General features: G+C 60.5%; 14 protein-coding genes. 10 read left to right on the top strand and 4 right to left on the bottom strand.

Translation table 11 applies throughout. The annotated features are described in order from the left end of the window. The first annotated feature begins 78 nt into the window (after positions 1-78). Positions 79-342, top strand: coding sequence for a transposase (locus HHL24_RS00545; protein ID WP_169483434.1), 264 nt, complete (start codon positions 79-81; stop codon positions 340-342). Between the two features lie 156 nt (positions 343-498). Here HHL24_RS00545 and HHL24_RS00540 read toward each other — a convergent pair whose 3' ends face one another. Together HHL24_RS00540 and HHL24_RS00535 are read right to left on the bottom strand one after the other, a co-directional pair. Beyond that, positions 499-723 (bottom strand): hypothetical protein, encoded by a 225-nt coding sequence (locus HHL24_RS00540; RefSeq protein WP_169483433.1) that lies wholly within the window; start codon positions 721-723, stop codon positions 499-501. A gap of 209 nt (positions 724-932) precedes the next feature. Further along, the gene (locus HHL24_RS00535; RefSeq protein ID WP_169483432.1) at positions 933-1,352 is read right to left on the bottom strand and encodes a hypothetical protein; all 420 of its coding nucleotides are present in this window, start codon (positions 1,350-1,352) and stop codon (positions 933-935) included. 342 nt (positions 1,353-1,694) lie between these two features. Here HHL24_RS00535 and HHL24_RS00530 point away from each other — a divergent pair, with 342 nt between their 5' ends. Then, a complete protein-coding gene (locus HHL24_RS00530) occupies positions 1,695-2,939 on the top strand; it encodes an acyl-CoA dehydrogenase family protein (protein ID WP_169483431.1) in 1,245 nt (414 codons plus the stop codon). 112 nt (positions 2,940-3,051) lie between these two features. On the opposite strand, the gene HHL24_RS00525 is transcribed toward HHL24_RS00530, so the two are convergent. Further along, positions 3,052-4,167 carry a sigma-54 interaction domain-containing protein gene (locus HHL24_RS00525; protein ID WP_169483430.1) on the bottom strand — a complete coding sequence of 372 codons (1,116 nt, stop codon included), beginning with the start codon at positions 4,165-4,167 and terminating at the stop codon, positions 3,052-3,054. After that, on the bottom strand, positions 4,164-5,393 hold the full coding sequence (locus tag HHL24_RS00520; protein WP_206002651.1) for an acyl-CoA dehydrogenase family protein: 1,230 nt from the start codon (positions 5,391-5,393) through the stop codon (positions 4,164-4,166). The genes HHL24_RS00525 and HHL24_RS00520 overlap by 4 nt, the downstream gene beginning before the upstream one ends. Before the next feature lie 543 nt (positions 5,394-5,936). On the opposite strand from HHL24_RS00520, the gene msuE reads away from it, so the two are divergent. From msuE to HHL24_RS00480, 8 genes are read left to right on the top strand one after another with little or no spacing between them, the layout of a single operon-like run. Further along, positions 5,937-6,518, top strand: coding sequence for an FMN reductase (gene msuE, locus HHL24_RS00515; RefSeq protein ID WP_169483429.1), 582 nt, complete (start codon positions 5,937-5,939; stop codon positions 6,516-6,518). Between the two features lie 28 nt (positions 6,519-6,546). Beyond that, the gene (gene sfnG, locus HHL24_RS00510) at positions 6,547-7,650 is read left to right on the top strand and encodes a dimethylsulfone monooxygenase SfnG (protein WP_169483428.1); all 1,104 of its coding nucleotides are present in this window, start codon (positions 6,547-6,549) and stop codon (positions 7,648-7,650) included. 2 nt (positions 7,651-7,652) lie between these two features. After that, positions 7,653-8,798 carry an AMP-binding protein gene (locus HHL24_RS00505; protein ID WP_169483427.1) on the top strand — a complete coding sequence of 382 codons (1,146 nt, stop codon included), beginning with the start codon at positions 7,653-7,655 and terminating at the stop codon, positions 8,796-8,798. An 18-nt stretch (positions 8,799-8,816) separates the two neighbouring features. Continuing rightward, positions 8,817-9,596 carry an ABC transporter ATP-binding protein gene (locus HHL24_RS00500; protein WP_169483426.1) on the top strand — a complete coding sequence of 260 codons (780 nt, stop codon included), beginning with the start codon at positions 8,817-8,819 and terminating at the stop codon, positions 9,594-9,596. 13 nt (positions 9,597-9,609) lie between these two features. After that, on the top strand, positions 9,610-10,491 hold the full coding sequence (locus HHL24_RS00495; RefSeq protein WP_169483425.1) for a branched-chain amino acid ABC transporter permease: 882 nt from the start codon (positions 9,610-9,612) through the stop codon (positions 10,489-10,491). Between the two features lie 8 nt (positions 10,492-10,499). Then, positions 10,500-11,576, top strand: a complete 1,077-nt coding sequence (locus tag HHL24_RS00490; protein WP_169483424.1) for a branched-chain amino acid ABC transporter permease — start codon at positions 10,500-10,502, stop codon at positions 11,574-11,576. A 58-nt stretch (positions 11,577-11,634) separates the two neighbouring features. After that, the gene (locus tag HHL24_RS00485) at positions 11,635-12,996 is read left to right on the top strand and encodes an ABC transporter substrate-binding protein (RefSeq protein ID WP_169483423.1); all 1,362 of its coding nucleotides are present in this window, start codon (positions 11,635-11,637) and stop codon (positions 12,994-12,996) included. 2 nt (positions 12,997-12,998) lie between these two features. Beyond that, on the top strand, positions 12,999-13,793 hold the full coding sequence (locus HHL24_RS00480) for an ABC transporter ATP-binding protein (RefSeq protein WP_169483422.1): 795 nt from the start codon (positions 12,999-13,001) through the stop codon (positions 13,791-13,793). Positions 13,794-13,801: the final 8 nt, after the last annotated feature.

Raw genomic sequence — 13,801 nt, 5'->3', positions numbered from 1 at the left:
TTCACGTCCAAAATCGCAATTTAGAAGCAGGGCTCTACTTGGGATAATCAGATTGTACTATCCAGTTAAAATCTGAAGATGTTCGAATCCTTGCTGTCTGATGAAGATTGGCAACGCATTGCCCACCTGTTCCACCATGACGCCACGCCGAGAGTCGGCCGACCACGGCGAGATCCGCGCGAGATCATGAACGCCATACTATGGATCGTTCGTAATGACGAAAAGTGGCAACGTCTCCCCGCACGCTTTCCACCATCGCAAACCTGTTACATCAAATGGCTGGAGTGGCGACGCTCCGGAATGATGTCGAAAGTTTTCGCCGAACTTGGCATGAGCGAGTAGTTAGCGCGCTGGTCGGTCGAGCGCGACGACGGCAGGATAAGAGCGCAATGCGTCGCTCCGCGGATCATCCCGGCTCGACATAAAAAAACGGGCCAGTCCTGCGAAGGACTGGCCCGCTCACCGCACACACTCAGCGCACACACTCAGCGCACACAATCACGTCTGAGGATTCGTATCGTCTGTGGCTTGAGCGTTGTCGGCGTCGTCCTGCTTCTCGCCGTCTTTCTTCTCGACCAACGACTCCAATGCACCGGCGCCTTCAAAGCCCGCTACCGCAGCAGCGCCTTTCGTTAGCAGACCTGCTTCCGGATCGACTTTTTCTGCTGCTTCAACGGCCGCTACTGCTCCAGCGATCTTGCCTACTTCGTCCAAGAGTCCCATTTCGCCCTCCGCGAGAAAAAGTGAAACGCCATCCTCTCACGAACTCGACGCCTTGTCGCCAAATGTAAAATTGACTTTGTCAGTTGGCACCAATCCGAAATGACATTGAAAGAAATCTCGATGACAGGTCCCAATGCGCCTGCACGTTTTTCCCGCCGGTACCGTCAACCGTGAGCGACGCCGGGCCATAGGCGGACTACCTGTAACCGCTAGCGCTTGGGCGGCTGCGGATTATTCGCCGGATTGGTATCGAACCTGGCGACGCTTCTGATGCCGTCGTCATCAACCAGTGCCAATAATTCAGCTTCCATCACGTCGGCGATTTCCTTGCCGTATATCTCGTCGCCATTCACATAGACAGTGAACGACTGCAAGTATTTCGCTTTCTTCTCCGGGTTCTCAATCGTCTGCCGCGTCCATTGATAAAGCGGATAGTTTTCAGGCCCCTGCTTTTCCGCTTCATTCACGTAATCAGCAAAAGCGTCGAACTGACACTTCAAGGTCGCGTTGTGCCTGCGTAGCACATCACGAAGCGCGGCATGCGAAGCACCCTGCGGGTCCGCGCGCAGATCGTTTGCAAATTCAGGTGAGACGGCGATCCTTAGCTGGAATTGCCATGTGGGTTCCATATCTACCTCGTATCGAATCAAGAGCGCACTCGTGGACATGAAAGAAGGTAGCACGGCCACGATCCGTCGGCGCTTCGAGCCGACGCGCCAACTCTCAACTCTCAACTCTCAACTCTCAACTCTCAACTCGCGCTAGTTGGCAACGCATCGACTTCAGGCTGCTTTCAGGAAAGCAGTTCACCAGCATACTGCTCTCAAGCCAGCAGCAAGAAACACCCGCGCAACCTATAGGTCCGCAAGACGGGACGCTCGCCTCGATGGCATAGCTCGTGCTTTGTAGTCCATACGCTCAAGAGCCCAAGCGCTCTGCCTTATTCCACCTATCGACTCAAGAGCAGGCGCATGACATCACAAAACCAGCGTGAAAAGTTGCCACTTTCATACGGCACCGACTATGAACAGTTGGCCGCCAGGTTCAGGCCTGTCTTCACCCGGATCGCGGAGGGCGCACTCGAACGCGAACGCACTCGTGCACTACCGTACGAGCAGATTGTCTGGTTGAAGGAAGCCGGGTTCGGCGCCGTCAGAGTGCCGCGCGAATACGGCGGTGCCGGCGCGTCACTTCCACAACTCGTGCAGTTGCTCATCGAACTGGCCGAAGCCGATTCGAGTTTGCCGCAAGCGTTGCGCGGCCACTTCGCCTTCGTCGAAGACAGGATCAACGCAGCGCCCGGCGCTGCACGGGAAAAATGGCTGCAACGCTTCGTGGCGGGCGAAATCGTCGGTAATGCGTGGACCGAAGTCGGCGCGGTCAAGATAGGCGATGTGATCACGCGTGTATCGCGCAACGACAACCAGTGGGTCGTCAACGGAACGAAGTACTACAGCACGGGCAGCATCTTTGCCGACTGGATCGACGTCTACGCACAGCGCGACGACAACGGCGCCGATGTCATCGCAGCGGTGAGCACGCACCAGTCAGGCGTCAAACAAAGCGACGACTGGGATGGTTTCGGCCAACGCACCACCGGAAGCGGGACGTCTGTATTCGAAAACGCTGTGGTCGACGAAGAGAACATCATCGACTTCTCCACGCGCTTCAAATACCAGACGGCGTTCTATCAACTCGTGCTGATCGCCGTGATCGCGGGCACAGGGCGCGCGGCCTTGCGTGACATCTCGCATGAAGTACGCAAACGCACCCGGGTTTACAGCCACGGCAACGCGCCACGCGTCAGCGAAGACGCACAGGTGCAGCAGGTGGTGGGGCAAATAGCGGCACGCGTGTACGCGGCAGAGGCCGCCGCTGTGCGAGCCGCGGAGCCATCACAAAGAGCCTATGAAACACGCTTCGGCGCAGACCGCGATGCTGAACAAGCCGCGAACGTGGCGGCCGAAATTGAATCGGCCAAGGCGCAAGTCGCCGTGGCCGGTTTGATTCTGCAAGCGACCACCGACCTGTTCAACGCACTCGGCGCTTCGGGCACTAGCGAAAACAAACTATTAGATCGTCACTGGCGAAACGCGCGCACCGCTGCCTCACACAACCCGCTGATCTACAAGGAGAGGATTGTGGGCGACTGGGAAATCAACGGCACTCAACCGCCGTTTGTCTGGCAGATCGGCAACAGCAGAACCGCCGCTTAGCCTGCTACCGCTGCGACATGCGGCGACATGCGGACCGGTCTCGCGGCCGGTCCGCTTCGACTTCTAAAGCCGCCTAAAAGGAAGTACTGCATCTGGCATCACGCATGTGAGCCTACTTCTGCGCGGAAATCTGCTTGGCCCGGATCAACCGCGCCCGCAAAACATTGCGGCTAATGCCCAACAGCCGTGCCGCCTGAATCTGATTCCGGTAGCAGAAGTCGAACGCCACACGCATCACCGTGTCTTCGATCTGCTCGAACAGGTTGCCTTCCGCGTGATCGAAAAGATGACGCAACGCCCCCTCCAGCCCTTCCAGCGGTGTCGATGCGACGGGCTCACTCGCCGCGCGTCGCGCGGCGTGAATCCCGAACGACGACATCTGCAGATCGCTCTCGCCTAGCGAGTCGCTGCGGCACACCAGCAACGCATAGTGGATGACGTTCTCAAGTTCACGGATGTTGCCGGGCCAGCTATGTTCCAGCAGCTTTCGCTCCGCGCACGGCTCGATACCGACGGGGCCGTAGCCCAGCCGGTTTCGGTACTCTTCAATGAAGTAGCGGGCCAGCGGCAATATATCGCCGGGACGATCGCGCAGCGTCGGCACAGCCAGATGCACGACGTTCAGGCGATAAAACAGGTCCTCGCGGAAATGGCCCGCCGCCACCGCATCCTGCAGGTGCACATTGGTGGCGGCCAGCACGCGCACATCGATGGGAATGCTTCTGCGCGAACCGAGCCGCACGATCTCACGTTCCTGCAATACGCGCAGCAGCTTGACCTGCATCGACAGCGGCAGATCGCCTATCTCGTCCAGAAACAACGTCCCGCCATTGGCCGCTTCGAACCAGCCGGGTTTGGCGCAGAACGCGCCGGTGAACGCGCCTTTCTCGTGACCGAACAACTCGCTCTCCACCAGCGACTCGGAGAACGCCCCGCAATTGACCGCCACAAACGGGCCGTCCTTGCGAGCACTCAGGTTATGCACATGGCGCGCGACCAGTTCTTTACCCGTGCCTGTCTCGCCGATCACGAGCACGTTGGCGTCGCTGGGCGCCACCATGCGAATACGTTCGAGCAACGCCAGCGACTGCGGGTCCGAGAAGACCTGAGCGGTCGCGCGAATGGAGGTGGTCAGCGTGCGCTTGTCGGGCATCGTCAACAAAGGCGGCGCTTCCGTTCGCGCGATAGCTGACCGGTCCGGTAAAACGTGATTGAGTGAATAGTTCATGAGTAGAAGCTCGGCGTCGGATATCGTTGCGTCAGAGCCCATTCGCCGATTTCTCGAAGCTTATAGGCAAGCGGATCGTGAAGCGTATGGGTGCGCAAATTTCGCCAGTGACGGTCCAGCCTCAGTGCGCCGTGCGTCGCGCGCGCGCCGGCCACATCGAACATACGGGTACAGATGGTGAACCCGATTTCTGTGGCGGCAACTTTGGCCGTAGCGACCGCCAACGCCACTTCGCCACGCTCGGTGTCGGTCAGCGCATCCGCTCTGGTCCAGGCCGCATCGAAACGATCTGCTGCGCGGTCGGTCAACAACCGCGCCGCCTCGAGGCCTGCCCAGAACTCCCCGTACTGACCGAGGATATAGGGATCCGCCGAAGTAGTTTGCACACCTGACGTATGCCATGGCCGTGCTTCATGAAGCGTGTAATGGCGGGCGTCGTTGAACGCGCTTTCGCCGATGCTGAGGTAGACATTCGTCAGAATCAACTGAGCGAGTAAGGGGCGCAGACAGGCAAAAGGCGTCGACAGCGGCCCGGGGTCAGTCAGAAGCTCGTGATTCTCCACCCGCACCTTTTCCAGCGTCACCGTGCCGCTGTCCGTTTGCCGCTGGCCGATGTTGTTCCAATCCTCCGCAACGGAGATGCCCGTACGCCCGGTCGGTACCGCCGCGATCAGCAATGTTCCGGTGCCGGCGTCTCGCGCGGAGGCGATCAGCATTTCGGAATCGAGCGCACCGGAACAAAAGCTCTTCTGCCCGCTGAACTCCCGCCAATCCGCATGCGAATGGCTCACGGCCCGCTCATCGAGCGGGTTTAAGGCATTGCCCCAGAACCATTGGCGGCGGGCAGTCTGCTCGAACCACGCGCGCCATTGGGCCGGCGCACCGAACAGACGCACCGTTGCCAGCATCAGATGATGAAAGCCGAATACATGTCCGAGCGAACTGTCGGCCCGGCCGAGCGTGCGTACCACATCCAACGTCTGCCGCCAGTTGGCCCCGTGGCCGCCATGTGCCTCGGGAATGCTCATCGCAAGAAGACCGCTGGCGCGCAACGCGTCCCGCTCGGCCTTCGGCGTTCCGCCCCGCGCGTCGCGTTCGGCGGCGGTTACCGCGAAAGTAGCCGCGAGTCGCTGCGCGATCTGCAGAGGCGTTTCAGTTACCGATGCTGTCTCCGCGCTCGGTAGCACGGAAGCCGGTGCGTCCGGCAGTACGTAGGTCGAATTCATATGGACAAAGGACACTCACTCCGCGCAGCGCGGACGTGGACCGTCATCTGACAGCTGACGGGGTGTTAAACGGCATCGATCAGCGTTGCTTCCTGAGCAACTATTCTGACCATCTAGCGCGACTTCCGATGCATTTTGTTGTGGTAACCAAAGTCGAATTGCTGATTACGCAGCAGCGTCGTTATGGATGCTGCCTCTGCATCAGCACCGTGCTTACGCAGCGCCTCTCAAGCAGCAGACCTGTTGGGATACTAAAAGCCTTCAGACCCATCGCCGATACACGGAACTGCTTCTCCAGCAGCAGCGCTGAGGCCATATTGCTTTGCCAGCTTCATACGTCAGCCTGCAATGGTTCTATGCGACTGCGATATGCGTCCAGGAAAAAAACCTCAAACGGTTATGCCCTTTGACTCAGCGCGCGATCGACGTTGGTACGCCCATTTACCGCCAGCCCATCTTGTCCGTACAAAACCGGATGGCACGGTATTCGCTAAATAAGCTGCACTCCCGATTAATTTTCTTGCGCCTGAAAGGATCGTTCGAATGAGCAACAGATTGAAAGTGGTCGCCGTCTCAGGTGGATTGCAACGGCCGTCGCGTACCCTCGTCGTGGTGGAGCGCCTGCTTGCCGCGCTCGGCGACTCGCTGCCGATCGACACGCATCTCGTCGAATTGGGGCAGATCGCCTCCAGCCTCGCCGGTGCGGTTCATCGCTCGCAGGTCCCTGCCGATGTGGAAGCGCACATCGAGGCCGTTGAATCAGCGGACCTGCTGATCGCTGCAAGCCCGGTTTATCGCGCGTCGTATACGGGGCTCTTCAAGCATCTGTTCGATCTCGTGCATCACGAGGCGCTGTTCGACGTGCCGGTTCTGCTCGCGGCAACGGGCGGCAGCGATCGTCACGCGCTCGTCATCGATCATCAACTGCGTCCGCTGTTCAGCTTCTTTCAGGCTCGCACGCTACCGATCGGTGTGTATGCGTCGGAAGAGGATTTCAGCGGCTATGCGATCTCGAAGCCGGCACTGGACGAGCGCATTGCACTGGCGGTGACACGCGCGCTTCCGTGGCTGCATGCCGGACGCCTCCCTGCTTCTTTCCCGCAAGCCGCAACGCTGGCTGCATAGACCGCTTCATTCAATCATCAGGAACATCATGAGCCAGAATCCCTCTCACGACGACGCCCTCAAGTTCGCCTACTGGGTGCCCAACGTCAGCGGCGGCTTGGTCGTCAGCACGATCGAGCAGCGCACGGACTGGAGTCTCGAGTACAACCAGAAGCTCGCACAAACCGCGGAGAAGGCGGGTTTCGAATACGCGCTGAGCCAGATTCGCTTCACCGCCGGCTATGGTGCGGAATATCAGCACGAATCGGTGTCGTTCAGCCAGGCCCTGTTGCACGCGACAACCAAACTCAAGGTGCTGGCGGCAATTCTTCCAGGTCCGTGGCACCCCGCTGTCGTCGCCAAACAACTGGCCACGATCGACCATATTTCGAATGGCCGCATCGCAATCAACGTGGTGAGTGGCTGGTTCAAAGGTGAGTTCACCGCGATCGGCGAGCCGTGGCTCGAACACGACGAACGCTATCGCCGTTCGAACGAATTCATTCAGGCGCTCAAGGGCATCTGGACGCAGGACAACTTCACCTTCAAGGGAGACTTCTACCGCTTCAACGATTACACGCTGAGTCCGAAGCCGGTACAAAAGCCGCATCCGGAGATCTTTCAGGGCGGCAGTTCACGCGCCGCACGCGACAACGCTGCCAGCGTCTCCGACTGGTACTTCACCAACGGCAATACGCCTGAGAATCTGAAAGCACAGATCGACGATATTCAGGCCAAGGCGGCAAAAAACAATCACAAGGTACGTATCGGTGTGAATGCCTTCGTGATCGCCCGCGATACCGAGGAAGAAGCCAAGGCCGTGCTCGCCGACATCATCAAGCATGCGCACGTCGAAGCCGTGCATGCCTTCGGCGACGCCGTCAAACAGGCCGGCAAGGCTTCGCCGGAAGGTGAAGGCAACTGGGCCAAGTCGAGTTTCGAGGACCTCGTGCAATACAACGACGGGTTCCGCACTAATCTCATCGGCACACCGCAGCAGATCGCCGAGCGCATCGTCGAACTGAAATCGGTCGGGGTGGATCTCGTGCTGACTGGCTTTCTCCATTTCATCGAAGAGGTGGAGTATTTCGGCAAGCGAGTCTTGCCATTGGTGCGCGAACTCGAACTCAAGCAACAGGCTAAGGCCGCTTGATCATGACAAACGCACAGCCGTCGACGCTACCGGACTGGCTGCGCCATCAGGCGCAGCAGCGGCCACACGCCGTCGCACTGCGGCACAAGCGGCTGGGCGCATGGCACGCGTTATCGTGGCAAGACGTCGCCATCGCGGTCGAGCAACTGGCCGCCGGTCTCGCACAACACGGCTTTGCCGTGGGCGACGCGCTGCTGCTCGTCAGTCATCCGCGCGAGGAGGCGCTGCTGCTCTCACTGGCGGCGCAGTGGAACGGCGGTGTCGCGATACCGCTCGACCCGCAACTCACTGGCGACGCATTGCGCTCGGTGCTCACGCATATCGCGCCGCGTTTCGTATTCGGCGAAGACGACAGTCAGATCGACCGCCTGCTGGCGCATGAAGGATTGCGCGTGATTAACGCCAACCCGCGCAATCTGACGCCGCATCCGCATCGTGCCGTGACCGACTATCGCGCTCTGTCGGTCCAGAACGAGGGCGGCTTTCCATCCGCTGCTCGCCCCCACGACGACGCATTCGCCTTCGTGCGCCTCGATGCTGATGGGCAACTCGTCGAACAGCGTTTCCCGCATGCGGTATTGGTGCGCGAAGCACAGCAACTCGTTGCCACCGAGAAACTGACCGCAGACGACGAAGCGTTTGCCGCACGCGCATTCGCCGCCGCATCCCAGGCGCGTTACCTGATTGCGCCCTGGGTACTGAGCGGATTCCGCCTGAATTTTCCCGAGTCGCTCGCAACCCGCGACAACGATCGCCGCGAACTCGCTCCCACGCTGGTAGCAGGCACTCACGAAACCTACGCCCGCGTGGCACAACTCGTCGACGACCGTTTGCCCGGCACACGCTCATGGCGACGCCGCCTGATCAGCCGCGCGCAACGCAGACAGGGCGGCCCGCTTGCTCGTGCGTTGACCTGGTGGCTCATCACCCGTCCGCTACGCGAAGTGATCGGTTTCTCGCGTACCCATGCTGCGCTCGTCATTGGGCCGCCGCTCGACGAAAAGACCGCCGCGCTATTCGCCGCATTACGCGTCGATGTGCGTGCCTGGCCCGATACCGGCGACTGGCGGCGCGTCGAACATAAGCGTCAGGCGGCGGCACCGCAACGCTATGCGGCGGACGGCGCGTCGGAACAACCGGCCTATTGACGCATGACCCAACGTTCAATGACTTCGTCCTCCAACGCTCTGCTCTCGCTCGACCATATCTCGCTGTCTTTCAAAGGCGTGAAGGCGGTCACCGATATCAGCTTCGCTGTGCACACGGGTGAAATCTGCGCGCTGATTGGCCCGAACGGTGCGGGCAAAAGCTCGCTGCTCAACGTGATCAATGGCGTCTACCAACCGCAGCAAGGCAGCGTGCATTTCGACGGCCACGCCTATCGGCGCATGAATCCGTATCACGCGGCGCACCGCGGCATTGCCCGCACGTTTCAGAACATCGCGCTGTTTCGCCGGATGAGCGTGCTGGACAACGTGCTCACCGGCCGCAATCTGCATCGGCGCAGCACGTGGCTTGAACAGACTTTGAGCATTGGCCGCGCGCGCAGCGATGAGACGGTGCAACGTCGCTATGCGGAGGTCGTGATCGAAGCGCTCGACCTGCAGCGCTATCGGCATACGACCGTCGGCACCTTGCCGTACGGCGTGCAAAAACGCGTCGAACTGGCCCGCGCCCTCGCCGCCGAGCCGCGTCTCTTACTGCTCGACGAGCCGATGGCCGGCATGAATGCGGATGAAAAACGTGCAATGGCCGGCTACGTGCTCGACGCCAACACACAATTCGGCGTGACCGTCGTACTCATCGAGCACGACATCGGCGTGGTGATGGACCTGTCGGACCACGTGGTGGTGCTCGATTACGGCAAGAAGATCGCCGACGGCGCCCCCGCCGACGTGCGCACCAACCCGGACGTGCTGGCCGCTTATCTCGGCACCCGTCACTAAGAGATTGAACGACATGGGATTTTTCCTCGAAGTACTCGTCGGCGGATTACTGGCGGGCGTGATGTATTCGATGGTCGCGATCGGCTTCGTGCTGATCTATAAAGCGTCCGGCGTATTCAATTTCGCGCAGGGTTCGATGGTGCTGTTCGGCGCGCTCACGTATGTGAGCCTCGTCGAGCGACACGTGAACCCCGTGCTTGCATTCGGCGTAACGCTTGTGGCACTGGTGCTGATTGCGTTGCTGATCGGCCGGCTCGTATTACGGCCGCTGGTGAATCGCCCGCCCATTGTCCTGTTCATGGCGACACTCGGCTTGAGCTTCATTCTTGAAGGCGCTGCACAGCTATTCTGGGGCGCCCAGGTGCACGGTCTGGATCTCGGTATCGACGACAAACCGCTGAATGTGGCCGGCGTCATGATCAGCCAGTTCGACATCTTTGCCGCGGCAATCGCCTGCGTGCTGGTGATCGGCCTGTCGCTTCTGACCAATCGCACGCGACTCGGGCTGTCGCTGCGCGCGGTGGCCGACGATCCGCTCGCGGCGCTCGCCATCGGCATACGGCTGCCGCGCGTGTGGGCGATCGTATGGGCGCTGGCCGGCTTCGTCAGCCTCGTGGCGGGGCTCCTGTGGGGCGCGCGGCTCGGCGTGCAGTTCTCGTTGTCGCTGGTGGTGCTGAAGGCGCTGCCGGTGCTGATCATCGGCGGGTTTTCGTCGATCGGCGGGGCGATTGTCGGCGGTTTATTGATCGGCGCATCGGAGAAGCTTGCCGAGGTCTATGTCGGCAGCCTGCTCGGCGGTGGCATTGAAAACTGGTTTCCCTATCTGCTCGCGATGCTGTTCCTGCTCGCGAGGCCTGTCGGCCTGTTCGGCGAACCCGCCGTCGAACGCGTGTGAGGCTAGCTATGTCATCTCCTCGCCCCACCCTGAACGCGCCGCGCACATTCAAACCGTACCCGCTGCAATGGCCGCTACCGAAGTTATTGCTCACGGCGGTTCTCGGGCTGATCGCGCTGATCGCGTTCATCGCCGTGCCGCTGTTCGGCAACGACTACTGGCTCAATGCCATTCTGATTCCGTTCCTCGTGCTGTCTCTCGCAGGACTCGGACTGAACCTGGTCACGGGCTACGCAGGCCAGCTTTCGCTCGGCTCCGCAGCGTTCATGTCGGTCGGTGCCTATGCCACTTACAACCTGATGGTGCGGGTGCCAGGCTTGCCGCTGGTCGTCGATCTGCTGCTCGGAGGACTGATCACTGCCGCGGTGGGCGCCGTGTTTGGTTTGCCGAGTCTGCGTATTAAGGGCTTCTACCTGATCGTCTCGACACTGGCCGCGCAGTTCTTTGTCGAATGGATTTTTACGCGAGTTAGCTGGTTTTCCAACGACGACACCTCGGGCGTACTCAGCGCGCCGCGCCTCACAGCGTTCGGCTGGAAAATCGACACGCCGGCCGCACGCTATCTCCTCGTACTTGGCGTCACCACCGTCCTGTTCGTGCTTGCGACCCGCCTTGTACGCAGCGAACTCGGCCGACGCTGGATGGCCGTGCGCGACATGGACACCGCCGCGCGCGTGATCGGCATTCCGATCGGCCGCACCAAGTTGCTCGCCTTCGCGCTGAGTTCATTCGTGATCGGCATTGCGGGCGCGTTGTGGGCATTTGCCTACCTCGGAACAGTCGAGCCGCACGGCTTCGATCTCAATCTGTCGTTTCAGGTGTTGTTCATCATCATCATTGGCGGCATGGGGAGCGTCGGCGGGAATTTTCTCGGGGCGGCGTTCATCGTGTTGCTGCCCATTCTTCTCTCGAATGCGGCAGGCGCGCTTGCCAGCGTCGGCATTGAAGCCGGTCAGTTGCAGAACCTGCAGAAGATCCTCTTCGGCACGTTGATCATCGTTTTTCTCATCAAGGAACCGGACGGGCTCGCAAGGCTGGTTCAGACCGCGCGGAACCGTCAGCGCGACTGGCCACTGCGTGCATGACTCCGATTTCATCCATCGCTCTTTAAACCATCGCTTATCCATTCGAGGTCCATTCAGCATGAATTTCATCGACTCCTTTAAACGGCGCGGGACAGTCTCGCGCGTCGCCGCTGCCGCAAGCCTGATGCTTGCGCTCACCGCCGCGTTTGCGCCCACCGCGCAGGCCGCGGGCGAAGAATACTTTCCGCTGCAAAGCTACCGCGTCGGGCCGTATGCGGCAGGCGGCAGTGGCTTCTTCGGCGGCTTTATCGACTACATGAACCTCATCAATAAGCGTGATGGCGGCGTCAATGGAGTCAAGCTGACGTGGAGCGAATGCGAAACCGAATACGTCGTGGAAAAAGGCGTGGAGTGCTACGAACGGCTCAAGGGCGGCTTGAACGGTGCGCCGGCTGCGGCCACCAATCCGCTCTCGGTCGGGATCGCCTATGCGACGCTCGACCGCTCAACTGTCGACAAGATTCCGCTGGTCACGATCAATCACGGCCGCACGGATTCCACCGACGGCGCGGTGTTTCCGTATGTGTTTCCGCTCCAACTCAATCCGTATAGCGAAGTCTCGGCGATCATCAATTACATCGGTCAGCAATCGGGCGGCCTGAATCAGCTTAAGGGTAAGAAGATCGCGGTGCTCTACCATGGTTCTCCTTATGGCCGCGAGACGATTCCTGTGCTCGACGCACTCGCTAAAAAGTACGGCTTCGAACTCACGCAGATCGAAGTCCCGCACCCGGGTAACGAGCAGGGCTCGCAGTGGCTCACCATCCACCGGATCAATCCGGACTGGGTGATTCTGCGCGGCTGGGGCGTGATGAATCCGGTCGCGTTGAAGTCGGCGCAAAAGGTGGGCTTCCCGGCGAATCACATCATCGGCAACATCTGGAGCAATTCGGAGGAAGATGCACGTCCGGCGGGCGACGCCGCGAAGGGTTTCATTTCGATCACCACGCATCCGTCAGGCACCGATTTTCCGGTGCTTCAGGCGATCGATCAATACGTGATCAAACCCGGCAACGGCAACTTGAAGGATCCTGCGCGCTTCGGTACGGTGTACTACAACCTCGGCGTCGTGAACGGCATTCTCAATGTCGAAGCGTTGCGCGTGGCACAAGCCAAGTTCGGCAACAAACCGCTGACGGGCGAACAGGTGCGCTGGGGTTTCGAACATTTGAATCTCGACGACGCGCGTCTTAAGCAGTTGGGCGCATACGGCCTGGTTCAACCACTGAAACTGTCGTGCTCCGATCACGAGGGCGGCGGCGCCGTACGTTTCCAGCAATGGGACGGCCAGCAATGGAAGGTCATCAGCGGCTGGGTCCAGGCGGATCGTGCGCTGCTGCGTCCGATCATCGAGAAGTCGGCGAACGCGTATGCCAAAGAAAAGGGTATTACGCCGCGTGATTGCAGCAAGGATCTCTGAGCATGAGCGCCGCCCCGATCCTGCAGGTCGAGGACATTGCCGTCACGTATAGCCAGCTCATTCCGGCATTGCGCGGCGTTTCACTGACGGTGCCGTCCGGCGCCATCGTTGCCCTGCTGGGCGGCAATGGTGCGGGCAAGACGACCACGCTGAAAGCCGTCTCGAACCTGATTCGCGCCGAACGGGGCGAGTTGACGTCGGGCCGCATCGCGTATCGCGGCAACGCGATTACCGACGCGGACCCGTGGACGCTCGCCGAACGTGGACTCGTCCAGGTGTTGGAGGGGCGGCGTTGCTTTGCGCATTTATCCGTCGATGAGAATCTGCGGCTCGGCGCCTTCGTGCGGCGGCCTGACCGCGCTGATCTCGAGGCGGACCTCGACCGTATCTACGGGATCTTTCCGCGGCTCAAGGAGCGTCGCAAGACGCTTGCAGGCTATACGTCCGGCGGAGAACAGCAGATGGTTGCGATCGGCCGCGCGTTGATGGCGCGGCCCTCGCTGGTGTTGCTCGATGAACCTTCGATGGGGCTCGCTCCGCAAGTCGTCGAAGAGATCTTCGAGACGGTGGCTGCACTCAATCGCGACGACGGCGTCAGCTTCTTGCTGGCGGAGCAGAATGCTGCCATTGCGCTGCGGTATGCGCAGTCCGGGTACGTGCTGGAAGGCGGCCGCGTGGTTGCGCATGGTAACGCGGATGCTTTGCTGGAGCTGGACGCGTTGCGCGATGCCTATCTTGGGAGTGGCAAACCGGCCACACGTAGCACGCGGAGGGGATCGCGCCACGCTGCCCCGTGACCGGCCGG

This window comes from Paraburkholderia polaris (assembly GCF_012927345.1).
Classification (GTDB): Bacteria; Pseudomonadota; Gammaproteobacteria; order Burkholderiales; family Burkholderiaceae; genus Paraburkholderia; species Paraburkholderia polaris.
This window is presented reverse-complemented; position numbering and strand designations above follow the sequence as displayed.